This window comes from Pseudomonas sp. LBUM1641 (genome assembly GCF_059716235.1).
In genome coordinates this window covers 2,302,378-2,325,260 of record NZ_CP166815.1, presented here as the reverse complement: position 1 = coordinate 2,325,260, position 22,883 = coordinate 2,302,378, and the positions used below count along the sequence as shown (strand labels likewise).

17 protein-coding genes and 1 pseudogene are annotated in these 22,883 nt (G+C 61.2%); 3 read left to right on the top strand and 15 right to left on the bottom strand.

Going from position 1 to position 22,883, the window contains the following annotated elements:
- Nucleotides 1–82: 82 nt before the first annotated feature.
- The 12 genes from purF to ACA046_RS10635 form a co-directional block, all read right to left on the bottom strand.
- The gene (gene purF, locus ACA046_RS10690; RefSeq protein ID WP_017478807.1) at nt 83–1,588 is read right to left on the bottom strand and encodes an amidophosphoribosyltransferase; all 1,506 of its coding nucleotides are present in this window, start codon (nt 1,586–1,588) and stop codon (nt 83–85) included.
- Nucleotides 1,589–1,629: 41 nt separating this feature from the next.
- Nucleotides 1,630–2,187: a CvpA family protein gene (locus ACA046_RS10685; RefSeq protein WP_003212681.1), complete on the bottom strand. Its 558-nt coding sequence runs from the start codon at nt 2,185–2,187 to the stop codon at nt 1,630–1,632.
- Nucleotides 2,188–2,447: 260 nt separating this feature from the next.
- Nucleotides 2,448–3,110 carry an SPOR domain-containing protein gene (locus ACA046_RS10680; RefSeq protein WP_497676443.1) on the bottom strand — a complete coding sequence of 221 codons (663 nt, stop codon included), beginning with the start codon at nt 3,108–3,110 and terminating at the stop codon, nt 2,448–2,450.
- Nucleotides 3,094–4,401: a bifunctional tetrahydrofolate synthase/dihydrofolate synthase gene (folC, locus tag ACA046_RS10675; protein WP_459027566.1), complete on the bottom strand. Its 1,308-nt coding sequence runs from the start codon at nt 4,399–4,401 to the stop codon at nt 3,094–3,096. Before folC ends, ACA046_RS10680 begins: the two co-directional genes overlap by 17 nt.
- A complete protein-coding gene (gene accD / locus ACA046_RS10670) occupies nt 4,398–5,318 on the bottom strand; it encodes an acetyl-CoA carboxylase, carboxyltransferase subunit beta (protein ID WP_076014699.1) in 921 nt (306 codons plus the stop codon). Before accD ends, folC begins: the two co-directional genes overlap by 4 nt.
- Nucleotides 5,319–5,561: 243 nt before the next feature.
- Nucleotides 5,562–6,194, bottom strand: a complete 633-nt coding sequence (locus ACA046_RS10665) for a phosphoribosylanthranilate isomerase (RefSeq protein ID WP_497676442.1) — start codon at nt 6,192–6,194, stop codon at nt 5,562–5,564.
- Nucleotides 6,195–6,257: 63 nt separating this feature from the next.
- Nucleotides 6,258–7,082: a tRNA pseudouridine(38-40) synthase TruA gene (gene truA, locus ACA046_RS10660; RefSeq protein ID WP_017478802.1), complete on the bottom strand. Its 825-nt coding sequence runs from the start codon at nt 7,080–7,082 to the stop codon at nt 6,258–6,260.
- 210 nt (nt 7,083–7,292) lie between these two features.
- Nucleotides 7,293–9,848, bottom strand: a complete 2,556-nt coding sequence (locus tag ACA046_RS10655; protein WP_497676441.1) for a FimV/HubP family polar landmark protein — start codon at nt 9,846–9,848, stop codon at nt 7,293–7,295.
- A 160-nt stretch (nt 9,849–10,008) separates the two neighbouring features.
- Nucleotides 10,009–11,019 (bottom strand): aspartate-semialdehyde dehydrogenase, encoded by a 1,011-nt coding sequence (locus ACA046_RS10650; protein WP_459027560.1) that lies wholly within the window; start codon nt 11,017–11,019, stop codon nt 10,009–10,011.
- A gap of 248 nt (nt 11,020–11,267) precedes the next feature.
- Complete coding sequence (gene asd / locus ACA046_RS10645; RefSeq protein ID WP_010175747.1) at nt 11,268–12,380, bottom strand: aspartate-semialdehyde dehydrogenase; 1,113 nt, start codon at nt 12,378–12,380, stop codon at nt 11,268–11,270.
- 64 nt (nt 12,381–12,444) lie between these two features.
- Nucleotides 12,445–13,527 (bottom strand): 3-isopropylmalate dehydrogenase, encoded by a 1,083-nt coding sequence (leuB, locus tag ACA046_RS10640; RefSeq protein ID WP_497676440.1) that lies wholly within the window; start codon nt 13,525–13,527, stop codon nt 12,445–12,447.
- Nucleotides 13,528–13,579: 52 nt separating this feature from the next.
- Nucleotides 13,580–14,344 carry a class I SAM-dependent methyltransferase gene (locus ACA046_RS10635; RefSeq protein ID WP_318301608.1) on the bottom strand — a complete coding sequence of 255 codons (765 nt, stop codon included), beginning with the start codon at nt 14,342–14,344 and terminating at the stop codon, nt 13,580–13,582.
- 39 nt (nt 14,345–14,383) lie between these two features.
- Here ACA046_RS10635 and ACA046_RS10630 point away from each other — a divergent pair.
- Nucleotides 14,384–14,473: pseudogene (locus ACA046_RS10630) on the top strand (outer membrane lipoprotein carrier protein LolA); the annotation flags it as partial.
- A gap of 2 nt (nt 14,474–14,475) precedes the next feature.
- On the opposite strand, the gene leuD reads toward ACA046_RS10630, so the two are convergent.
- Nucleotides 14,476–15,120 (bottom strand): 3-isopropylmalate dehydratase small subunit, encoded by a 645-nt coding sequence (gene leuD, locus ACA046_RS10625; RefSeq protein ID WP_497676439.1) that lies wholly within the window; start codon nt 15,118–15,120, stop codon nt 14,476–14,478.
- A gap of 10 nt (nt 15,121–15,130) precedes the next feature.
- Nucleotides 15,131–16,549 (bottom strand): 3-isopropylmalate dehydratase large subunit, encoded by a 1,419-nt coding sequence (gene leuC, locus ACA046_RS10620; RefSeq protein WP_076014706.1) that lies wholly within the window; start codon nt 16,547–16,549, stop codon nt 15,131–15,133.
- Between the two features lie 145 nt (nt 16,550–16,694).
- Between leuC and ACA046_RS10615 the strand changes: the two genes are divergently transcribed.
- Together ACA046_RS10615 and ACA046_RS10610 are read left to right on the top strand one after the other, a co-directional pair.
- Nucleotides 16,695–17,585, top strand: coding sequence for a LysR family transcriptional regulator (locus ACA046_RS10615; RefSeq protein ID WP_076014707.1), 891 nt, complete (start codon nt 16,695–16,697; stop codon nt 17,583–17,585).
- A 63-nt stretch (nt 17,586–17,648) separates the two neighbouring features.
- On the top strand, nt 17,649–20,957 hold the full coding sequence (locus ACA046_RS10610; RefSeq protein ID WP_497676438.1) for an EAL domain-containing protein: 3,309 nt from the start codon (nt 17,649–17,651) through the stop codon (nt 20,955–20,957).
- Here ACA046_RS10610 and ACA046_RS10605 read toward each other — a convergent pair.
- Nucleotides 20,943–22,841, bottom strand: a complete 1,899-nt coding sequence (locus ACA046_RS10605) for a hypothetical protein (RefSeq protein ID WP_497676437.1) — start codon at nt 22,839–22,841, stop codon at nt 20,943–20,945. The two genes, ACA046_RS10610 and ACA046_RS10605, sit on opposite strands and share 15 nt — an antisense overlap.
- Nucleotides 22,842–22,883 lie beyond the last annotated feature (42 nt).

Sequence of the window (22,883 nt, the reverse complement as noted above, 5' to 3'; positions counted from 1 at the left end):
AATGCCCGCGTTATCGTTGACGACCTTCGCGAGCAAGCTCGCTCCTACATTATCAGCCACCGGTATCAGGGCCAGTGTCTACTCAGTTGTTGTACAGATCGATGATCGCACTGACCGCCTGGGTCTTGATCTTCGAGGAATCGTTACGGGCCTGCTCGATCTTGTTCAGGTAGGCCTCGTCGACATCGCCGGTGACGTACTTGCCGTCGAACACCGCGCAGTCGAACTCATCGATCTTGATCTTGCCACCACCGACGGCCTCGATCAGGTCCGGCAGGTCCTGGTAGATCAGCCAGTCGGCGCCGATCAGGTCCGCAACGTCCTGGGTCGAACGGTTGTGGGCGATAAGTTCGTGGGCGCTCGGCATGTCGATGCCGTACACGTTCGGGTAACGCACGGCAGGCGCGGCAGAACAGAAGTAAACGTTCTTCGCCCCCGCTTCGCGGGCCATCTGGATAATCTGCTTGCAGGTGGTGCCGCGTACGATGGAGTCATCCACCAGCATCACGTTCTTGCCGCGGAATTCCAGCTCGATCGCGTTGAGCTTCTGGCGTACCGACTTCTTGCGTGCGGCCTGGCCGGGCATGATGAAGGTACGGCCGATGTAGCGGTTCTTGACGAAGCCTTCGCGGAACTTGACGCCCAAGTGGTTCGCCAGCTCCAGCGCTGCGGTGCGGCTGGTGTCCGGGATCGGGATAACCACGTCGATGTCGTGATCAGGACGCTCGCGCAGGATCTTGTCCGCCAGCTTCTCGCCCATGCGCAGACGCGCCTTGTACACCGAAACACCGTCGATGATCGAATCCGGACGCGCCAGGTAGACGTGTTCGAAGATGCACGGGGTGAGTTTCGGGTTCAGTGCGCACTGACGGGTGTGCAGCTTGCCGTCTTCAGTGATGTAGACCGCTTCGCCTGGCGCCAGGTCGCGGATCAGGGTGAAGCCCAGCACGTCCAGGGACACGCTTTCGGAGGCGATCATGTACTCGACGCCTTCGTCGGTGTGACGCTGGCCGAACACGATCGGACGGATGCCGTGGGGATCGCGGAAACCGACGATGCCGTAGCCGGTCACCATCGCCACCACGGCATAACCACCGACGCAACGGTTGTGCACGTCAGTCACGGCAGCGAACACGTCTTCTTCGGTTGGCTGCAGCTTGCCGCGCTGGGCCAGCTCGTGAGCGAACACGTTCAGCAGTACTTCGGAGTCCGAGTTGGTGTTGACGTGGCGTAGGTCAGATTCGTAAATCTCCTTGGCCAGCTGTTCAACGTTGGTCAGGTTGCCGTTATGCGCCAGGGTGATGCCATACGGCGAGTTGACGTAGAACGGCTGGGCTTCGGCCGAGGTCGAGCTGCCCGCTGTCGGGTAGCGCACGTGGCCAATACCCATGTGCCCGACCAGGCGCTGCATGTGGCGCTGATGGAACACGTCACGCACCAGACCATTGTCCTTGCGCAGGAATAACCGGCCGTCGTGGCTGGTCACAATACCGGCAGCATCCTGGCCGCGGTGCTGGAGGACGGTTAGCGCGTCATACAGCGCCTGATTCACGTTCGACTTACCGACGATACCGACGATGCCACACATGCGACGCAACCCCTACTTAATGAATCTTGACTGAACACAACTTACTGAGGCGTTTTGGCCGGCAAGAGGTGTTCCTTGAACGGAAGATCAGCGGGTACGCTGATCCCGCTGGCCAGCCACTGACTGCTCCACCCCAAAATGAGGTTTTTGGACCAATCTGCAACCAATAGAAATTTTGGCACGAGTACAGACTCCTGCCACCACGAATCCTGCTGTACCGGCCCCAGGCTCAACAGCCCGACCGCCACAACCACCAGCAAGCCGCCACGCGCGGCGCCGAAGGCCATGCCGAGAAATCGATCGGTCCCGGAGAGGCCGGTGACGCGTATCAATTCGCCGATAAGATAATTGACCATTGCCCCCACCAACAATGTGGCGATGAACATGATGGCGCAGCCCGCGATGACGCGAGCCGAAGGTGTTTCGATGTATCCGGCCAGGTAGACGGACAATGAACCGCCGAACATCCAGGCTACAACCCCTGCGATGATCCATGTCAGCAGCGACAATGCTTCTTTAACGAAGCCGCGGCTCAGACTGATCAAAGCGGAGATGGCGACGATTGCAACGATCGCCCAATCAACCCAGGTAAATGGCACAGTTCAGCCTACAGACGGATAAGGCGGCGCATTTTAGCAGAGCGTCGGGCTATCGGTAAGCTGTGATTGGCTGTGCATTTGAAATCAATGAGTTATAGGGGAATGGAAACCGGCCTGTCGCGGCACACCCAAAACACCTGTGGGAGCGGGCTTGCTCGCGAAGGCGGTGGGCCAGCCAATAAATCTGCTGACTGATACACCGCCTTCGCGAGCAAGCCCGCTCCCACATTGACCGCATTCCAACTTGAATCCTTGCAGCCTTAGCCCTTCTCTGGCTGGAAGCGAACCACAAAACCCTTGAGCTTTTGCTGGCGATCCAGCGAGTCACGCAGGCGATCCGCCTCGGCGCGTTCGATCAGCGGTCCGACAAATACCCGGTTCTTGCCGTCCGCACTGCGGATATAGGCGTTGTAACCCTGGCTGCGCAGGGTTTTCTGCAACGCTTCGGCGCTTTCGCGATTAGCCAGGCTGGCCAGCTGAATCGACCAACTGATCGGCAGGCCATTCGGATCAATGCGGCTTTGACCGACGTCAGGCTTGCCCGGTGCAGCCGGTTGCGGCGCCACAGGTTTTGGCGCTAGTGCCGGCGCAGCAGGCTTGGCCGCGACTGCCGGAGCAGCAGGTGCAGGCTTCACCACAGGCACGCTCGGCTGAATCGGCATCGACGGCGCTTGCTGTGCAGCCACTTCGTCATCGGTCGGCACCGGCTCTTCTTCCGGCAGCGCCTGCGGCTCGGGCACCACCACCGGCTCAACCTGGACCTGAGGCACCGCGGGCGCCTGAGGCGCAGCGGGGGCTTCGACGGTCACCTGGCGCTGCTCGTCCTGACGGGAAAACAGCATCGGCAGAAAAATCACCGCCAACGCCACCAGAACCAGGGCTCCAACCATTCGCTGCTTGTATGCGCTATCCAGTAATGCCATGTGCAGCTTCCTCCGTGGAGCGCCGGGCCAACCACTCGAGTGCCTCGGCAACACAATAAAATGATCCGAACAACAGAATCTCATCCTCAGGCGTCGCAACCGCGCACTGGGCTTCCAGGGCGGCTGTCACGCTTGCATGGGACGTCACCGACGCGCCAAGGTTCTGCAACGCAACCTGCAACTCGCCAGCGGGACGACTGCGGGACGTATCCAGCGGTGCAACCGCCCAGGCCTGGACGTCACCCAGCAATGGCGCAACCACACCGTCCAGGTCCTTGTCGGACAGCAACCCGAACACCGCGAGGCGGCGACCGATAGGCGGCGTACGTGCCAGGCGCTTGGCCAGGTACTCGGCGGCGTGAGGGTTATGCCCCACATCCAGCAGCAGGTTCAGGCGCTTGCCCTTCCAGTCGAAGCTGCGCCGATCAAGGCGCCCCACCACGCGAGTAGCCTGCAACGTAGCGGCAATCTGCTCGGCATGCCAGGGCAGATCCAGCAACAAATAGGCTTGCAGCGCGAGCGCGGCGTTTTCCATTGGCAGGTTCAGCAGCGGCAGATCGTGCAATTCAACGGTTTGCCCGCGCGCATCGAGCCCGCGCCATTGCCAATGCAGGTCGCCAATCTCGAGATTGAAATCACGTCCACGCAGGAAGAACGGACAGTCCAGCTCGCGCACCTTGTCCAGCAAGGTATGCGGCGGATCCAGGTCGCCGCACAGTGCAGGCTTGCCCTGGCGGAAAATCCCGGCTTTTTCATAGGCCACGGACTCACGGGTGTTACCCAGATAGTCGACGTGGTCGACACCAATGCTGGTGATCAGCGCCAGGTCAGCATCTACCACGTTGACCGTATCCAGACGCCCGCCCAGGCCGACTTCCAGCACCACCACATCGAGTTGCGCACGCTCGAACAGCCAGAACGCCGCCAAGGTGCCCATCTCGAAATAAGTCAGGGAAATCTCGCCACGCCCTGCATCGAGTGCGGCGAAGGCTTCGCAGAGTTGCTCGTCAGTGGCTTCGACACCATTGAGTTGCACTCGCTCGTTGTAGCGCAGCAGGTGCGGCGAGTTGTACACGCCGACCTTCAGGCCCTGGGCTTGCAGCAAGGCCGCGACAAAGGCGCAGGTGGAGCCCTTGCCGTTGGTGCCGGTCACCGTGATCACGCGCGGCGCCGGCCGGCCCAACCCGAGGCGGGCCGCTACCTGTTGCGAGCGCTCCAGGCCCATGTCGATGGCTGACGGATGCAACTGCTCAAGGTAGGCGAGCCATTCGCCCAGGGTACGTTGGGTCATATGTTTGCAGGCACCGGCGGCACGATGATCGGCTCGATTTTAGGCGCGACGTACACAGGCGTCGGCAGGCCCATCATCTGGGCCAGCAGGTTGCCCAGGCGTGGACGCAGCTCGGAACGGGCAATGATCATGTCGATCGCACCGTGCTCCAGCAGGAACTCGCTGCGCTGGAAGCCTTCCGGCAGTTTTTCGCGAACGGTTTGCTCGATAACACGCGGGCCGGCGAAACCGATCAGGGCCTTTGGCTCTCCGACGATCACGTCACCCAGCATGGCCAGGCTGGCGGAAACGCCGCCGTAGACCGGGTCGGTCAGCACAGAGATGAACGGAATACCTTCTTCACGCAGACGCGCCAGTACCGCGGAGGTCTTGGCCATTTGCATCAGGGAGATCAGCGCTTCCTGCATCCGCGCGCCGCCGGAGGCTGCGAAGCAGATCATCGGGCAGCGGTTTTCCAGGGCGTAGTTGGCGGCACGTACAAAACGCTCACCGACGATGGCGCCCATGGAACCACCCATGAAGGAGAATTCGAAGGCGGAAACCACTACGGGCATGCCCAGCAGCTTGCCGCTGACGGAAATCAGCGCGTCCTTCTCACCGGTCTGCTTCTGGGCAGCGGTCAGGCGGTCTTTGTACTTCTTGCCGTCGCGGAATTTCAGACGGTCAACCGGCTCCAGGTCAGCGCCCAGTTCGGCACGACCATCGGCGTCGAGGAAGATATCAATGCGGGCGCGGGCGCCGATACGCATGTGGTGGTTGCACTTGGGGCAAACGTCCAGGGTCTTTTCCAGCTCCGGGCGATACAACACCGCGTCGCAGGATGGGCACTTGTGCCAAAGACCTTCAGGAACCGAGCTTTTCTTCACCTCGGAACGCATGATCGAGGGGATCAGTTTGTCTACTAACCAGTTGCTCATGCTTTCTTTCTCCAGTACCGGTGGCTTGAACACAGCCCCGCGTATGCCCTTGAGCTAAATTCATATGTGGCGATGACACAAACTGGACGGGGTCAGACGTTCGACCTGCCATTTCCTGCCTGTGCCCTCAGCCTTCCAGACAACCTGCAGTGCAGGGTTGCCACTTCATTTCCGGGCCTCCCACAGGCGGCGCCGGGCTGTTTTACACAGTGGTAGTTATGGACGGCGGCAGACTGCCAGCCGTCACATCGTGCCACTGCTGTCGCGCACGGCCTGCATGAATGCGCGAACCTTTGCGTGATCCTTGATGCCTTTGGCCTGCTCTACCCCACCGCTGACGTCAACGGCGTAAGGGCGAACCTGCTGGATGGCGCTGGCGACATTGCCCGGATTCAGGCCGCCCGCCAGGATAATCGGCTTGCTCAGGCCTTCGGGAATCAGCGACCAGTCAAACGCCTCACCGGTGCCACCGGGAACACCTTCGACGTAGGTGTCGAGAAGAATCCCGCGCGCCCCGGTGTAGGCAGCGCATGCCGCAGCGATATCGTCGCCGGCCTTTACCCGCAACGCCTTGATATACGGGCGCTGATAGCTCTCGCACTCATCAGGGCTTTCGTCGCCATGGAACTGCAGCATGTCCAGCTGCACCGCATCGAGGGTTTCATTGAGTTCGCAACGGCTCGCGTTGACGAACAAGCCAACAGTGGTCACGAACGGCGGTAACGCGGCAATGATCGCCCGCGCCTGCAACACATTCACCGCCCGCGGGCTTTTGGCATAAAACACGAAACCGATGGCATCGGCCCCCGCCTCGACCGCCGCCAACGCGTCTTCTATGCGGGCAATCCCGCAAATCTTGCTGCGAACGGCAGACATGTCGATGAAACCTCAGGGCGTGTCCGAGAAAGTCCCGGATGGTAACAAATGCTTTTGAGGGCGTCAGCCGCCAAGTTCGCTGAAACCTGTGAGGAAGTGTGGCCCGATGAACCGCTGCGGCAGTTCGAACTCGTCGCGGTACTCCACATCCACCAGGTACAGGCCGAACGGATGCGCCGTGACGCCGCCGGTGCGACGAATCCGGCTTTCCAGCACTTCCTTGGCCCACTCCACCGGACGCTCGCCGGTACCGATGGTCATCAGCACCCCGGCGATATTGCGCACCATATGGTGCAGGAAGGCGCCGGCGCGAATATCCAGCACGATCATCTTGCCGTGGCGCGTCACCCGCAGATGATGGACTTCCTTGATCGGAGACTTGGCCTGGCACTGGCCGGCACGAAACGCGCTGAAATCATGGATACCCACCAGATGCTGGGCGGCCTCAGCCATGCGCTCGGCGTCCAGGGGGCGGTGGTTCCAGGTAATTTCTTCGTTGAGATGGGCCGGGCGGATCTGATCGTTGTAGATCACATAGCGATAACGCCGGGCAATGGCCTTGAAGCGCGCATGAAAATCCGCCGGCATCACCTTGGCCCAACTGACGCTGACGTCGTGGGGCAAGTTGATATTGGCGCCCATCACCCACGCCTTCATCGAGCGCTCGGCCTGGGTATCGAAGTGCACCACTTGCCCGCAGGCATGCACGCCGGCGTCGGTTCGCCCGGCACACATCAGCGACACCGGTGAGTCGGCGACTTTCGACAGGGCCTTCTCCAGGGTTTCCTGCACCGTCGGCACGCCGGAGGCCTGGCGCTGCCAGCCGCGATAGCGTGAGCCTTTGTATTCCACGCCCAGGGCGATTCTGAAAAAGCCTGCGGCCGCCATTTCGGCGGCCGCGTTATCTATATTTGCCAAGAACTGAGAGCCTGATGAGTTGCGCAAAGGAGGCCATTATAAGGCCGCGCGCCGAGCTTGGGGCTTTTTGTAGGAGCGAGCTTGCTCGCGAAGGTCGTTAACGATAACGCGCCCATCCTGGATGAACGCGGTGCCTGGGAGTTCTTCGCGAGCAAGCTCGCTCCTACAGGGGGGAAGGGGTCAAGCCAGCCGGCTGAGCATTTCCTTGGCTTCGCCTTTTTGACCGTCATCGCCCTCCTTGAGCACTTCGGCGAGGATATCGCGCGCGCCGTCGGCATCGCCCATGTCGATGTAGGCCTGGGCCAGGTCAAGCTTGGTCGCCACTTCATCGGTACCGGAGAGGAAGTCGAATTCCGGCTCGTCGCCACCCAATGCCGCGTCTGCTTCGGTGAAGGACGGCTCGATCGGCGGATGCTCCAGGCTTTGCGACAGGCGATCCAGCTCGGCATTGACGTCGTCAAGCTCCGAGGCGAATGCATCGGGCTTGGTCGCTGCAGGCGACTCGGGCTCGTCGGCCAGGGACAGGTCGAAATCTTCCGGCAGCTCGAGGTCGTCCAGGTCGGCTGGTGTCAGGGTCGGCGGCTCTACCGGTGGCTGGCCCTTCATCTGGTCTTCGAGACCGGAGAGGAACTCGTCGTCGGACTGGGTCGACGATGGCGGGTCGAGCTGCAGGTCCAGGTCGAAGTCCGAGAGGTCTTCCTCGCTGGCCTTGGCCTCGGTCTGCTGTTGCAGCACCGACTCAAAGCTCAGGTCGTCCGACGCTGGCTTGACCACGGCCGGGGAAGCGGCTTCCAGATCGTCCAGGCTCAGGTCGAAGTCGGTATCAAACGCGTCAGGTTCCGGCGCAGGAGCAGGCGGCGCGGGTTCGTCCTTGAGCAGGTCCTTGACGTATTGGGCGTCGAGGGCAGCCGCAGCAACGGCAGCGCTGACGCCGGCCGCGAGCACGGCCATGGCCGGGAAGCGACTTTTCAGCTGTTCAACCTGGGCATGGTTGTCGCCATTGGCGACCAATTGGCGCTCCTGGGTGACAAACCCGTCCTTGTTGCCCTGCAAACCGTGGACTTCCATCAGCTTGAGGCGCAGGTCGCTGCGGGCAGGCTCTTGCTTGATCGCATCTTCCAGTACTTCAGCGGCCTGGTTCAGGTGGCCACGGTCGATGTGCGACTGGGCTTGAGCCAGGGCGTCGGCCGGGCGCTCAGCAGCAACAGGAGCGACAACCGGTGCAATCACCGGAGCAACCACTGCTGCCGGAGCTGGAGCTGGAGCTGGAGCCAGCTTGACGTTCGGCGGCGGCACATCAAGGCCTTCGAAACTGTCGGATGGCAGATCGTGATCAATGTTCGGCGCAAATTCCGGCTCTTCAGCCAGGGCCCGCGCCATGCGCAGGTGCTTTTCTTCTTCAAGGCGCGCATTGCGATGACGCGCCCACAGCAGCAGAAGCAACAGCACCAGCAAACCCGCCGCGCCGCCGATCACGCCGAGCACAATCGGGTTGGTCAGCAGGTCGTTGAATTTACCTTCGGTGGTAGCAGGCACCGCGTCAGCCTTGACCGGCGTCTCGACCGGCGCAGCCGCGGGAGCAGCCGCCGGGGTTGCCGCAACCGGCGCGACCGGTTGTGCAGCCACTTCAGCCGGCATCGCAGCCGTGGCAGCAGGCTGCGCCGCAGCGCCACCTGGGGTCTGCAACTTGGCCAATTGATTGTTCTTGAGCTCGATCAGCCGCTGCAGTTTGTCCAGCTGACTTTGCAGGTCAGCCATGCGGCTTTTCAGTTCTTCATTCTCGCGACGGGTCGAATCCAGGCTTTCCTGGGTCACCGCCAGCTTGTTGTTCAGGGCCCGACTGTCGCCAGCTCCGCCCTTTACGCCTTTTTTGGCGGCTTCGGCGGAAACCAGGCTCAAGTTGTCCTTGGTATTGGTCTGCGCAGGTGCGTTACCGGCCTGGGTACGCTTGGTGGCGTCGAGTTGCGCCTTGCCGGCGGGCTGATTGGCGCCGCGACGCCCCTCGCGCCACGCTGCATTTTGCGCAGTCACTTCAGCAACCGCCTGAGGCTGCGGCAGGCTGGTGCTCTGCCCCACATCCGGCAGGCGCAGGACGTGTCCGGTTTTCATGCGGTTGATGTTGCCGCCGACAAAGGCATCAGGGTTCAGTGCCTGAATGGCCAGCATGGTTTGCTGCACCGAGGCACCATTGCGATTCTTCGCGGCGACTTCCCACAAGGTGTCGTGGGAAGTCGTGGTGTGTTCCTTAGGCTTGGTGACTGCCGGAGCCGACGTCACAGGCGACGTCAGGCGCGGTGCAGGTGCAGGCGCGCCGGCCGTCGGAGTCGACTGGTCGAACTTGGCCGGGTCCAGCAACACGCTGTAGTCGCGCATCAGGCGGCCGTTGGGCCATTGCACCTGCAGCAGGAAACGCACATAGGAATCAGGCAACGGCTGGCTGGAGGTGACACGCACAACACTGCGGCCGTTCGGGTTGACCACCGGGGTGAAGGTCAGGTCATTCAGGAAAGCCTGGCGATCAACGCCCGCATCCACGAAGGCCTGGGACGAAGCGAGGCTGGGGGTGATCTCGGAGGCGGTCAGGCCACCGACGTCGAGCAGCTCGATCTCCACCGACAGCGGCTGGTTCAGCTTCGACTTGAGAGTCATCTCCCCAAGTTGCAGTGCTTGCGCCATACCGGAGGACAGCGCCGAGGCGGCCGCTATTGCTAACACCAGTTTGCGAACTTGAACCATAGCCTCATCCTTTTTGAACACTCCCCGGCCTGCGAGAAGGGTGGTAACCGCTGCCATAAGGCATGGCGAGCCGATAGGTCACCGACGCGCAATCTTTCCAGCTTGGGGCCAAGCATAGCGCTTGGCTAGAATCAATCTACAAATTGCCGCCAAGTATCTTTTACACAAGGCCTTTTATCAACAACTGCGCCAGCTGTACGGCGTTAAGTGCGGCGCCTTTGCGTACGTTATCTGACGTCAGCCACACATTTAGTTCCGCCGGGTCATCGACACCGGCACGCACCCGGCCAACGTAGACCACGTCCTGACCGACCGCATCGCCAACCGCCGTGGGGTAATCGCCCTCTTCCACCCGCTCGACACCCGGCGCCGAGTCCAGGGCAAGGTTGACGGCGGCAAGATCGACCGCTGCCCCCAATTGCAGTGACACAGTCAGGCTATCGCCAAAAAACACCGGGGCTTGAACGCAGGTTGCGGAAATCTTTAGCAAAGGCATTTCCAGCACCGCGCGCAATTCGTGCACCAGGCGCTTTTCCAGGGCGGTGTGGCCTTGGGCGTCAGGCTTGCCGACCTGGGCCAGCAGGTTGAAGGCCATCTGCCGATCGAAGAATTTTGGCTCCAACGGGCGCACGTTCAGCAACTCGGCGGTCTGCCGGGCGAGTTCGCTGACCGCTTCCCGACCCTGGGCGGAAACGGCGAGATTGGCCGTGACGCTGACGCGCTGGATATCCAGCAAGCCGCGCAGTGGCGCCAGCACCACGGCCAGGGCGGTGGCCGACGGGCTTGGGCTGCTGACTTGGTACGGCTTTTTCAGGCCATCCAGGACGTGGGCATTGGCTTCCGGAACCACTTGCGGCGCCTGATCGGCCGGCAAGGCGCCGGACAGGTCGATCAGCGTGCAACCGGCGGCGGTGGCGCGCGGGGCGAAACTCAAGGTGACCGCAGGGCCGGCGGCGAAGAACACCAACTGGACTTTGCTGAAATCAAACTCATCGACTTCCCGTACCCGCACGTTCTTGCCACGAAACGGCACCGAATGCCCGGCCGACTCGCTGCTGGCCAGCAGGTGCAGGTTGCCTACCGGGAAGTCCTGCTCTTCGAGGATCTGCACCAGGGTTTCGCCAACGGTGCCGGTGGCGCCGATCACGGCAATATCAAAGGTCTGGGTCATGGGGGCTGCCTCGGGCATTGCGGGGGGAGCGGCACTTTACCGGGTGGTTGGGGGTGAGGCAATTAACCTGGGGGTTGTGGTGTGGCTGATGGCCTCTTCGCGAGCAAGCCCGCTCCCACATTGGACCGAGTTTCTTCAGTTGAAATTCGATCCAAGGTGGGAGCGGGCTTGCTCGCGAAGAGGCCCGAGCGCGCAATAAAAAACCCGCGCCTGTCACCAGTACGCGGGTTTCTTATAACAAGCAGCGATTACCGCTCCAGCAAGATCCGCAGCATGCGACGCAACGGCTCAGCCGCGCCCCACAGCAGTTGGTCGCCAACGGTGAACGCGCCCAGGTACTGAGTACCCATATTCAGCTTGCGCAGACGGCCAACCGGCACATTCAGGGTACCGGTCACCTTGTTCGGGCTCAGTTCCTGGATGCTGATATCGCGGTTGTTCGGCACCAGCTTGACCCAAGGGTTGTGCTGGCTGATCAGCCCTTCGATATCGGCGATCGGTACGTCTTTGTTCAGCTTGATGGTCAGCGCCTGGCTGTGGCAACGCATGGCGCCGATGCGCACGCAGATACCGTCCACCGGGATCGGGCTCTTGAAGCGACCAAGGATCTTGTTGGTCTCGGCCTGGGCCTTCCACTCTTCACGGCTCTGGCCGTTAGGCAGTTCCTTGTCGATCCACGGGATCAGGCTACCGGCCAATGGCACGCCGAAGTTCTCGGTCGGGTAGGCTTCACTGCGCATGGCTTCGGCTACACGGCGATCGATGTCGAGGATCGCGCTGGCCGGGTCAGCCAGTTGATCGGCCACCGCAGCGTGGGTCGCGCCCATTTGCTTGATCAGCTCACGCATGTTCTGCGCGCCGGCACCGGAGGCCGCCTGATAGGTCATGGCGCTCATCCACTCCACCAGGCCGGCTTCGAACAAGCCGCCCAGGCCCATCAGCATCAGGCTGACGGTGCAGTTGCCGCCGATGTAGTTCTTGGTGCCTGCGTCCAGTTGCTGGTCGATCACCTTGCGGTTGACCGGGTCCAGGACGATGACCGCGTCATCCTGCATGCGCAGGCTGGAAGCGGCGTCGATCCAGTAGCCCTGCCAGCCGGCTTCGCGCAGTTTGGGGAAGACTTCGCTGGTGTAGTCGCCACCCTGGCAGGTCAGAATGACGTCGAGGGTCTTCAGTTCTTCAATGTTGTAGGCGTCTTTGAGCGGCGCAATGTCCTTGCCCACAGACGGCCCTTGACCACCCACATTGGAAGTGGTGAAAAACACCGGCTCAATCAGATCGAAATCCTGCTCTTCCAGCATCCGCTGCATGAGCACGGAACCGACCATACCGCGCCAACCGATCAGACCTACACGTTTCATCGCAACTACACCTTGTTCAAAAGTGGGCCGCCTTGCAGCAACATCTGCAAGCGGGCCCGAGAGATTACAGATTCCGCAGCGCGGCGACTACTGCGTCGCCCATTTCTTGCGTACCGACCTTGGTGCAACCCTGGGACCAGATGTCGCCGGTGCGCAGGCCTTGGTCCAGCACCAGGCTCACAGCCTTCTCGATGGCATCCGCCGCGTCGGTCAGGTTGAAGCTGTAACGCAGCATCATCGACACCGACAGAATGGTCGCCAACGGGTTGGCAATGCCCTGCCCCGCGATGTCCGGCGCCGAACCGTGGCACGGCTCGTACATGCCTTTGTTGTTGGCATCCAGGGATGCCGACGGCAGCATGCCGATGGAACCGGTGAGCATCGAGGCCTGGTCGGACAGGATGTCGCCGAACAGGTTGTCGGTGACGATCACGTCGAACTGCTTGGGTGCACGCACCAGTTGCATCGCGGCGTTGTCGACATACATGTGGCTCAGCTCGACGTCCGGGTAGTCCTTGGCGACTTCCTCGACAATTTCACGCCACAGCTGGCTGGACGCCAAGACGTTGGCCTTGTCCACCGAGCAGACCTTTTTGCCACGCACACGCGCCATGTCGAAGCCGACACGGGCAATGCGGCGGATTTCACTCTCGCTGTACGGCAGAGTGTCGTAGGCCTGACGCTCGCCATTCGGAAGCGTGCGCACGCCCCGTGGCGAGCCGAAGTAGATACCGCCGGTCAGTTCGCGGACGATCAGGATGTCCAGGCCCGCGACGATTTCCGGCTTCAGGCTGGAAGCGTCCGCCAACTGCGGGTAAAGGATCGCCGGGCGCAGGTTGCCGAACAGGCCCAGTTGCGCACGGATCTTCAGCAGGCCGCGCTCTGGGCGGATGTCACGCTCGATCTTGTCCCATTTCGGGCCACCCACGGCGCCCAGCAGCACGGCGTCGGCTGCGCGCGCACGGTCCAGGGTCTCGTCGGCCAGGGGCACGCCGTGCTTGTCGATGGCCGCGCCGCCGATCACGTCGTGGCTCAGTTCGAAGCCCAGGCTGTACTTGGCGTTGGCCACTTCCAGGACCTTGACCGCTTCGGCCATGATTTCCGGACCAATGCCGTCGCCAGGGAGAATCAGAATCTGCTTGCTCATGGGTTCCTCATTTCATCAAGCGACCCGCCCGTGGGCAGGTCGGAAAAATTAATCAGCGTTCGGCCCACACCACCAGCACGTCGGTGCTGAAGGTGCCGTCGGCTTGAATCTCGAAATAATCGCGCACTTCCTGGCCCATCGCCTTTTGCAACTCAAGAATCGCGGCGCGCAATACCTCTGGGGTGCGCATGCGCTCAACCCACGAGGTGTATTCCAGGCGCAGGCGCTGGCGGCTGCTGTTACGCACATGCAAACCGGCTTCGCTGAGCTGGTGCATCCACTCGCCGGCGGAATAATCGCGCACGTGGCTGGTGTCGCGCAGTACTTCGACGGTTTGCAGGTAAGTGTCCAACAGCGGGCTGCCCGGTGACAAGACGTCCACAAACGCGGCCACGCCGCCCGGCTTGAGCACCCGGCGCACTTCACGCAGGGCCAGGCCGAGGTCGCTCCAGTGGTGGGCCGAATAGCGGCTGAACACGAAGTCGAACTCGCCATCGGCGAACGGCAGACGCTCGGCGGCGCCGTGCACGGTGCGGATGTTGTCCAGGCCACGGTCCACGGCAGCGGCGGCGACCACGTCGAGCATTTGTTGGGACAGGTCGTACGCCACCACTTCTTTGACCAACGGTGCAACGTTGAAACTCACATGACCGGCGCCGCAACCCAGGTCCAGCAGTCGTGCAGCGCCCTGCCCGGCCAGTTCGGCCTGGAGTAGCGCGAATTCGGTGCCTTGAGCGTGAACTGCACTGCTCAGGTAGGCCGAGGCCTGTTCGCCGAATTGTTTTTGCACGACTTGGGTGTGGGCGGTGCTGGTCATGGGAAGCTCCTCGTTGTTGTGCTTTTTGTAGGAGCGAACTTGCTCGCGAAGGTCGCCAACGATGACGCTGGGCATCTGACACCCCGTGGCGATCTCAGGTTTTTCGCGAGCAAGCTCGCTCCTACAGTGGGTTACGCATCGCGAAACAACCAAGGCTGGCTCGCCCGGTGCCTGGCTTCAAACGCTGCAATCGCATCACCGTCCTGCAAGGTCAGGCCGATATCGTCCAGGCCATTGATCAGGCAGTGTTTGCGGAAGGCGTCCACTTCAAAGTGATACACCTTGCCGTCCGGACGGGTCACGGTCTGCGCGGCCAGGTCGACGGTCAACTGGTAGCCCACATTGGCTTCCACTTGCTGGAACAACTCATCCACTTCGGCATCACTCAAGATGATCGGCAGCAAGCCGTTCTTGAAGCTGTTGTTGAAGAAGATGTCGGCGTAGCTCGGCGCGATGATGCTGCGAAAGCCATATTCTTCCAGGGCCCACGGCGCGTGTTCACGACTGGAGCCGCAACCGAAGTTTTCCCGCGCCAACAACACGCTGGCGCCTTGGTAACGTTCGGCGTTGAGCACGAAATCCTTGTTCAACGGGCGCTTGGAGTTGTCCTGGTAGGCGTAGCCCACGTCCCGGTAGCGCCACTCGTCGAACAGGTTCGGGCCAAAACCGGTGCGTTTGATCGACTTCAAGAACTGCTTGGGAATGATCTGGTCGGTGTCCACGTTGGCACGGTCCAACGGCGCGACTAAACCGGTGTGTTGGGTAAAAGCTCTCATCGGGTATTCCTCAGATCAATTCGCGAACGTCGATGAAACGACCGTTGACGGCAGCCGCAGCGGCCATGGCCGGGCTGACGAGGTGGGTACGGCCACCGGCGCCCTGACGCCCTTCGAAGTTACGGTTGGAGGTGGACGCGCAATGCTCGCCCGACTCCAAACGGTCCGGGTTCATTGCCAGGCACATCGAGCAGCCCGGCTCGCGCCATTCAAAACCGGCTTCGAGGAAAATCTTGTCGAGGCCTTCGGCTTCAGCCTGGGCTTTAACCAGACCCGAACCTGGCACCACGATCGCCTGCTTGATGGTCGAGGCGACTTTGCGGCCCTTGGCGATCACCGCCGCAGCGCGCAAGTCTTCGATCCGCGAGTTGGTGCAGGAACCGATAAACACGCGATCCAACTGGATGTCGGTGATCGCCTGGTTGGCTTTCAAGCCCATGTACTTCAAGGCGCGCTCGATGGAGCCGCGTTTGACCAGGTCAGTTTCCTTGGCCGGGTCCGGCACGTTCTGATCAACGGCCAACACCATTTCCGGCGACGTGCCCCAGCTGACTTGCGGCTTGATCTGCGCGGCGTCGAGGGTGACCACGGTGTCGAACACCGCGTCGGCATCGGACACCAGGTCTTTCCAGGCTTCGACAGCGGCGTCCCAATCGGCACCGCTCGGTGCGAATGGGCGACCCTTGACGTAGGCAATGGTCTTTTCGTCCGCCGCCACCATGCCCACACGGGCACCGGCTTCGATGGACATGTTGCAGATGGTCATGCGGCCTTCGATGGACAGGTCGCGAATCGCGCTGCCGGCGAATTCGATGGCGTGGCCGTTACCGCCGGCGGTGCCGATCTTGCCGATCACCGCCAGGACGATGTCTTTGGCAGTGACGCCGAAAGGCAACTCACCTTCCACCGACACCAGCATGTTCTTCATTTTCTTGGCAACGAGGCACTGGGTGGCGAATACGTGCTCCACCTCGGAAGTGCCGATGCCGTGCGCCAACGCGCCAAACGCCCCGTGGGTGGAGGTGTGGGAGTCGCCGCAGACCACGGTCATGCCGGGCAAGGTGGCGCCCTGCTCCGGGCCGATCACGTGAACGATGCCTTGACGCACGTCATTCATCTTGAATTCTGTGATGCCATATTCGTCGCAGTAATCATCGAGGGTCTGCACCTGGAGGCGCGACACGGTGTCGACGATAGCTTCGATCCCGCCTTTACGCTCCGGGGTGGTCGGCACGTTGTGGTCCGGGGTGGCGATGATCGAGTCGACGCGCCAAGGCTTGCGCCCGGCCAGTCGCAGGCCTTCGAACGCTTGAGGCGAGGTCACTTCATGGATGATGTGACGGTCGATGTAGATCAGCGACGACCCATCATCGCGCCGTTTCACTTCATGGGAATCCCAAAGCTTGTCGTAAAGCGTTTTGCCGGCCATCACGCGGTCCTCATCAGGTGTTTCTATGCCCCAGGCCTTGAACGATTCAATAACCCTTTGGCTTGTGAGGCTGATGGTATGGCGCTACATTAAATAACTCAAATTCATATTTTTTATGCTTTGGATTACCAACTGGAATAGCACAATGGACCTGGCCAACCTCAATGCCTTTATTGCCATCGCCGAGACTGGCAGCTTCTCCGGTGCCGGCGAACGCCTGCACCTGACCCAACCCGCCATCAGCAAGCGCATCGCCGGCCTGGAGCAGCAATTAAAGGTGCGTCTGTTCGACCGGCTGGGGCGTGAAGTCGGCCTTACCGAAGCCGGGAGAGCGTTACTGCCGCGGGCTTATCAGATTCTCAACGTGCTGGACGACACCCGCCGCGCCCTGACCAACCTCACCGGCGAAGTCAGCGGGCGCCTGACACTGGCCACCAGCCATCACATCGGCCTGCATCGCCTGCCGCCCGTACTGCGAACGTTTACCCGGGAATACCCGAACGTCGCCCTGGATATTCAGTTTCTCGATTCAGAAGTGGCCTACGAAGAAATCCTCCATGGCCGCGCCGAAGTGGCGGTCATCACCCTCGCGCCGGAGCCCCACACACTGGTGCGCGCCACCCCGGTGTGGGACGACCCGCTGGATTTCGTGGTGGCACCGGAACACAGCCTGATCAGCAACGGCAACGTCAACCTGGCGGACATCGCCCGGCACCCGGCGGTGTTTCCCGGCGGCAACACCTTTACCCACCATATCGTGCAGCGGCTGTTCGAGGCCCAGGGCCTGACGCCGAATATCGCCATGAGCACCAACTACCTGGAAACCATCAAGATGATGGTCTCCATCGGCCTGGCCTGGAGCGTATTGCCGCGCACGATGCTCGATGATCAGGTGGCACGCATCGCTTTGCCGGGCATACAGCTCAGTCGCCAGCTAGGCTATATCGTGCACACCGAAAGGACGCTGTCGAACGCTGCGCGGGCTTTCATGAGCCTATTGGATGCACAGGTCGATCTGCCAGGGAATCAGGCATGAATCGCTGTGGCCCGTAGACCATGAACCCGCGCCGAACGCCCATCGAGCCAAGGCCCTGTGATAATGCGCAACCCCGTCAATTCCGTGCCACCTCTGCCTCGCATCTACGCCCTGGACCCACAGGAGGCGGAGCAAAGCTGGGACAGCGCGCCGCAACTGCTGGCGGCGCTCAACGCTGCCCGGCTGGGCGCCTGGAGCTGGGAAATCGATACCGGCCGGATAAGCTGGTCCCGAGGCACCCAGGCACTGTTCGGCTTCGACCCGCGCCACCCACTGCCTAAAGACCTGGAATACCTGGACCTGCTGGCTCCCGAGGACCGCGCCAAGGTGGTCCGGGCCTTTCATGCGGTGCTGGCCGGCGAGCCCGCAGCCCAAGCCATGCACCACCGTATTCAATGGCCCGATGGCAGCCTGCACTGGCTGGAAATCAACGGCAGCCTGCTGCCGGACAAGGCCGGTCGCCGGCGGATGATCGGAGTGATCCGCGAAATCACCCACCAGCGCGAGCGCGAACACGCCCTCAGCCATTCGGAAAAGCGCTTCGCCACCCTGTTTCATTTGTGCCCGCTGATGGTCCTGCTGACCCGCCAGGCGGACGGCCTGATCAGCGAAGCCAACCAGTATTTCGAGAGCCTGTTCGGCTGGCCACTGGCCGATGCCATTGGCCGCAGCACGCTGGAGCTGGGCCTCTGGGTACACCCCGAACAACGCGCGCTGCTGATCAAGGCCACCCAGCGCAAAAGCACCCCCATCACCATGGAGGTGCAGTTTCGCGCCAGCAACGGGCAGATCCACGATGGCACCCTCAGCGCCCAGAAAGTCGAGCTGGACGGCGAGGACTACCTGATCAGCACCTTCCTCGACACCACCGACCGCAAGAACGCCGAGCAAGCCCTCAAGGACAGCCAGGAACGCCTGGACCTGGCCCTCGACTCGGCACAACTGGGTACCTGGGACTGGCACATTCCCAGCGGCATGCTCTACGGCTCGGCCCGCGCCGCGCAATTGCACGGGCTGGAACCCCAGCCGTTCCACGAATCCTTCGAGGCGTTTTTTGAAGGCATGCCTCAGGAAGAGCGTGAGAGCATGCGCAACGCCTACCGGACCCTGCGCGAAGGCCCGGCGGGCAACTACCAACTGACCTATCGCGTGCAACTGGAAGATGGCAGTTCGCGCTACCTGGAAAGCCGCGCCCGCCTGTATCGCGATGACTTGGGCGTGCCCCTGCGCATGGCCGGCACGCTGCTCGACATCACCGACCAGGTCGAACGCGAACAACGCCTGACCGCGTCGGAAGAAAAGTTCGCCAGCCTGTTTCTCGCCAGCCCCGACCCGATCTGCGTGACACGCCTGGAGACCGGCCAGTTTATCGAGATCAACCCGGCCTTCACCCAGACCTTCGGCTGGACCGCCGCCGAGGTGCTCAACAACAACGCCGAACAGATCGGCTTGTGGGATGAACCCAGCAGGCGCCTGCAACGCATCGAGCAGGTGATTCGCGAACAATCCCTGAGCAACGTGGCAATCACCGTTCATCACAAGAACGGCCAAACCCTTAACTGCGTGATCTCCAGCCGCCTGATCCAGGTCAGCGACCAACCCTGCATCGTCACCACCTTGCGGGACATCACCCAGCAGCAACGCTCGGAAGCGGCGCTCAAGGCCAGCGAAGAGAAGTTCGCCAAGGCCTTTCATTCCAGCCCCGACGCGGTATCGATCACCGAACGCGATACCGGGCGCTATGTCGAGGTCAATGACGGTTTCTGCCGCTTGACCGGCTACCGCGCCGAAGAGGCGATCGGCCTGACGCTGTATCAGATCGGCATCTGGGCCGACGAAAACCAGCGCGCTGCGTTATTGGCCGAGCTGCAGATCAAGGGCCGCATTCATCACCTGGAAATGCTCTGGCACAACAAGCGCGGCGAAGTACTGGCGGTTGAAGTGTCGGTGGAACCCATCACCCTCAATGAAACCCCGTGCCTGCTGCTGACCGCCCGGGACGTGAGCCTGCTGAAAAACGCCCAGGCGCAGATTCGCCACCTGGCCTATCACGACCCGCTGACCAACCTGCCCAACCGCGCCCTGCTGATGGACCGCCTGAGCCAGCAGATCGCCTTGCTCAAACGCCATAACCTGCGGGGCGCCCTGCTGTTCCTCGACCTGGACCACTTCAAGCACATCAATGATTCCCTCGGCCACCCGGTGGGCGACACCGTGCTGAAAATCGTCACCGCTCGCCTCGAAGCCAGCGTGCGCATGGAAGACACCGTGGCGCGCCTGGGAGGCGATGAATTTGTAGTCCTGCTCAGTGGCCTGGAGGGTTCGCGCCAGCAGGTCAGTGCCCAGGTTTCGGAGTTGGCCGACACCCTGCGCGAACTGTTATCCGAACCGATGTTTCTGGATGGCCAACGCCTGCAAGTCACGCCGAGCATTGGCGTGGCGCTGATCCCTGATCACGGCTCGACCCCGGCAGACTTGCTCAAGCGCGCCGATATCGCGCTGTACCGGGCCAAGGATTCGGGACGCAACACGATCCAGATGTTCCACAACAGCATGCAGAAAACCGCCAGTGAGCGGCTGCGTATGGAAACCGACCTGCGCCTGGCCCTGTCCCGCGGTGAATTCAGCGTGCACTACCAACCGCAAGTGGATGCCCGGGGTAACAGGATCGTCGGCGCCGAAGCCCTGGTGCGCTGGCAGCACCCGCAGTTGGGCGCGCAATCGCCGGCTGAATTCATCAAGGTGCTGGAAGACAGCGGACTGATTCTGGAAGTCGGCACCTGGATCCTCGATGAAGCCTGCGGGACCTTCGCGCAACTGATCGCCGAGGGCCTGGTGGACCCGCTGAATTTCAGCCTGTGCGTGAACATCAGCCCACGGCAGTTTCGCCAGAACGATTTTGTCGAGCGGGTGGAGCGCAGCCTGCGCACCCACCAACTGCCTTTTACGCTGTTGAAACTGGAAATCACCGAAGGCATCGTGATTCAGAATCTGGACGACACCATCAGCAAGATGCGCCGCCTGAAAAAGCTCGGCGTGAGCTTTGCGATGGATGATTTCGGCACCGGCTACTCGTCACTGACCTACCTCAAGCGCCTGCCCGTGGATGCGCTGAAAATCGACCAGTCGTTTGTGCGCGATGCGACCCATGACCCCAACGACGCGGAAATCATCCGCGCGATTGTGGCCATGGCCCGCAGCTTGAACCTGGAGGTGATTGCCGAAGGTGTGGAAACGACCGAACAATTGGCGTTCTTGCAGGGGCTTGGGTGTCATTTGTACCAGGGGTATTTGCACAGCCGGCCGCTGCCTATGGAGGGTTTCCGGCAACGGCTGGTGCAGGCCGGGCCGTTGCAGTTAAACCAACTTTAGTGCGATGCCATCGTCACGCATCCAGCCCGATGTCTTCAGTGAGGTTTTGGCGCCGTAATCATCAAAAACGCCATCAACAACCGCTACAGAGTGCCCGAAGTTTGCCAGTGTACCGGCCACGCCACTGGCCAGTTCCTGGACGCTGCTCTGCCGTGTAAAGGCATACAGTCCCAGCCGCTGCAGCGCATCACCGGGGCTCTCGCCATCATTGAGCGTGCCCATGGCCGCTTCAAAACCGGCGGCGGCGCGAAACTCGTGATTCTCCATTTGCGCCCGCTTGGCACTGACGGCGTACAAGAACGTCGCGTCCTTCAGCAACCCGGGGTCAGCGCCCTTGAAGTGTGAGCCTTCCCGGGCTTTTTTCAGCTCCTCATAGGTCAAGCGCACCGTACAGGCGTCGCGCATGGTCACGGTATAACCCTCGCGCGTCGGGATGATGCTTTTATAGATGCCCCGGGGATTTTGACCGTACTTCATCATCGCCGCCTTGATCGCGGATACCGTGACGCAATTACCCTCGACCCCTTGATAAAATCCGCTCCAGATATTGGCGGGCTTGATCCCCACCGGGACATCGGACGTCGGAGAAACCGTGGGGATTGAATCAATCGGTAATCCGGCAGGCACCTCCTCGGCGAGCATGTAGCCATACGACCTGGCGACAGAAGCTGGTTTTCCAACACTGTGCTGGACGCCATCCAGCACTAAGGCGCCCGAATAGCCGAAGGTATTGATTACCGCGACAGCGCCTTGCTCCATCATCTTGCCGGGGGGAACGAGCCGCAAAAAACCGACCATCCCAAGCCCCTTCATGACCCTGTAGGGCGTATCGCCTTTCAGGGCGTTTGATAAAGCCCTGCCAAATGATTTGTCCGGCGCGGGATCAAAACGGGTCAGTTGCCTGCGCTTCACGTAGGCCGCCCACATGAAGTTGGCCTGGTTCAGGGCCTGCCTGTCAGGTCCGGCAAACCGGGACGCGTCGCTCGCCTGGTTCAGTTCCTGTTCGGAAAGGTGAATCGCGAAGCCGTCTTTCATCGTGATGTCATAGCCTCCTTCTGCCGGGATGACTTTCTCAAACATATCCGCCGGGCTTTGGCCAAATCTCAGCATGAGCATCTTGATCACGGCGGCGTGGCTGCTGACATCAAACGACTCGCCAAACCTTGGTTCAACCGCATTAAAACCATTCAGGATGCCGGAGGGTTTCTCAGGGTTGCGCCTCGCCTGCTCGGCGTTGTCCAACACATAGACGTAATGGCAGTCGGGGCGGTGTTGACGGTCAAACCGATGCGCCACCCCGTTACGGATCAATGAGGCGCCAAAGTCATGAGTTTCCATTACACCAACGGCGTCCTTGCCGATGAGCTGCAGCGCAGGTATACGCTGCATAAACCGCTTCATCCCCATGCCCTTGAGCAGATTAAAGGTGGTTTCTCCCTGTAGAGAGGTCGACAAGGCCGCGTCAAAGTTGCTGTTGATACTGCTGTCCGCGCTGGACAACTGTTTGCGTTTGATAAAGACCGCCAACGCAAAATTGGCATTTTCCATTGCGCCTGCATCGCTACCGTCGAACCTCGACGCGGCTGTGGTTCGGAGCAGCTCATGTTCAGCAAGATGCAACGTGTAGCCGTCTTTCAGAGTGATGTCGTAGCCGCCGCCGACGTGCCGGACTTCGCTGAACATATCGGCGGGGCGAGAACCGAATGTAACCATCATCATTTTGATGACCGCCGAATGAGTACTGGTATCAAAGTGCTCAGCAAATCTACGTTCGGTAGAACTGAAGGCATTGACGATATCGGCCGGCCTTTCTTGTGCTTCCTGCAATCCATGAAAAACGTTGAGACCGAAGTTCATCGCAAAACCTGAGTTCAACACACTCATGGTCACACCCCTCTAAAAACCACCACATGCTGAATCCAGGTG

Coding starts and splice junctions, on each gene's coding strand:
- purF (WP_017478807.1), bottom strand. CDS start 1,588: ATGTGTGGCATCGTCGGTATCGTCGGTAAGTCGAACGTGAATCAGGCG.
- ACA046_RS10680 (WP_497676443.1), bottom strand. CDS start 3,110: ATGGCATTACTGGATAGCGCATACAAGCAGCGAATGGTTGGAGCCCTG.
- folC (WP_459027566.1), bottom strand. CDS start 4,401: ATGACCCAACGTACCCTGGGCGAATGGCTCGCCTACCTTGAGCAGTTG.
- accD (WP_076014699.1), bottom strand. CDS start 5,318: ATGAGCAACTGGTTAGTAGACAAACTGATCCCCTCGATCATGCGTTCC.
- ACA046_RS10665 (WP_497676442.1), bottom strand. CDS start 6,194: ATGTCTGCCGTTCGCAGCAAGATTTGCGGGATTGCCCGCATAGAAGAC.
- truA (WP_017478802.1), bottom strand. CDS start 7,082: ATGGCGGCCGCAGGCTTTTTCAGAATCGCCCTGGGCGTGGAATACAAA.
- ACA046_RS10655 (WP_497676441.1), bottom strand. CDS start 9,848: ATGGTTCAAGTTCGCAAACTGGTGTTAGCAATAGCGGCCGCCTCGGCG.
- ACA046_RS10650 (WP_459027560.1), bottom strand. CDS start 11,019: ATGACCCAGACCTTTGATATTGCCGTGATCGGCGCCACCGGCACCGTT.
- asd (WP_010175747.1), bottom strand. CDS start 12,380: ATGAAACGTGTAGGTCTGATCGGTTGGCGCGGTATGGTCGGTTCCGTG.
- leuB (WP_497676440.1), bottom strand. CDS start 13,527: ATGAGCAAGCAGATTCTGATTCTCCCTGGCGACGGCATTGGTCCGGAA.
- ACA046_RS10635 (WP_318301608.1), bottom strand. CDS start 14,344: ATGACCAGCACCGCCCACACCCAAGTCGTGCAAAAACAATTCGGCGAA.
- leuD (WP_497676439.1), bottom strand. CDS start 15,120: ATGAGAGCTTTTACCCAACACACCGGTTTAGTCGCGCCGTTGGACCGT.
- leuC (WP_076014706.1), bottom strand. CDS start 16,549: ATGGCCGGCAAAACGCTTTACGACAAGCTTTGGGATTCCCATGAAGTG.
- ACA046_RS10615 (WP_076014707.1), top strand. CDS start 16,695: ATGGACCTGGCCAACCTCAATGCCTTTATTGCCATCGCCGAGACTGGC.
- ACA046_RS10610 (WP_497676438.1), top strand. CDS start 17,649: ATGCGCAACCCCGTCAATTCCGTGCCACCTCTGCCTCGCATCTACGCC.
- ACA046_RS10605 (WP_497676437.1), bottom strand. CDS start 22,841: ATGAGTGTGTTGAACTCAGGTTTTGCGATGAACTTCGGTCTCAACGTT.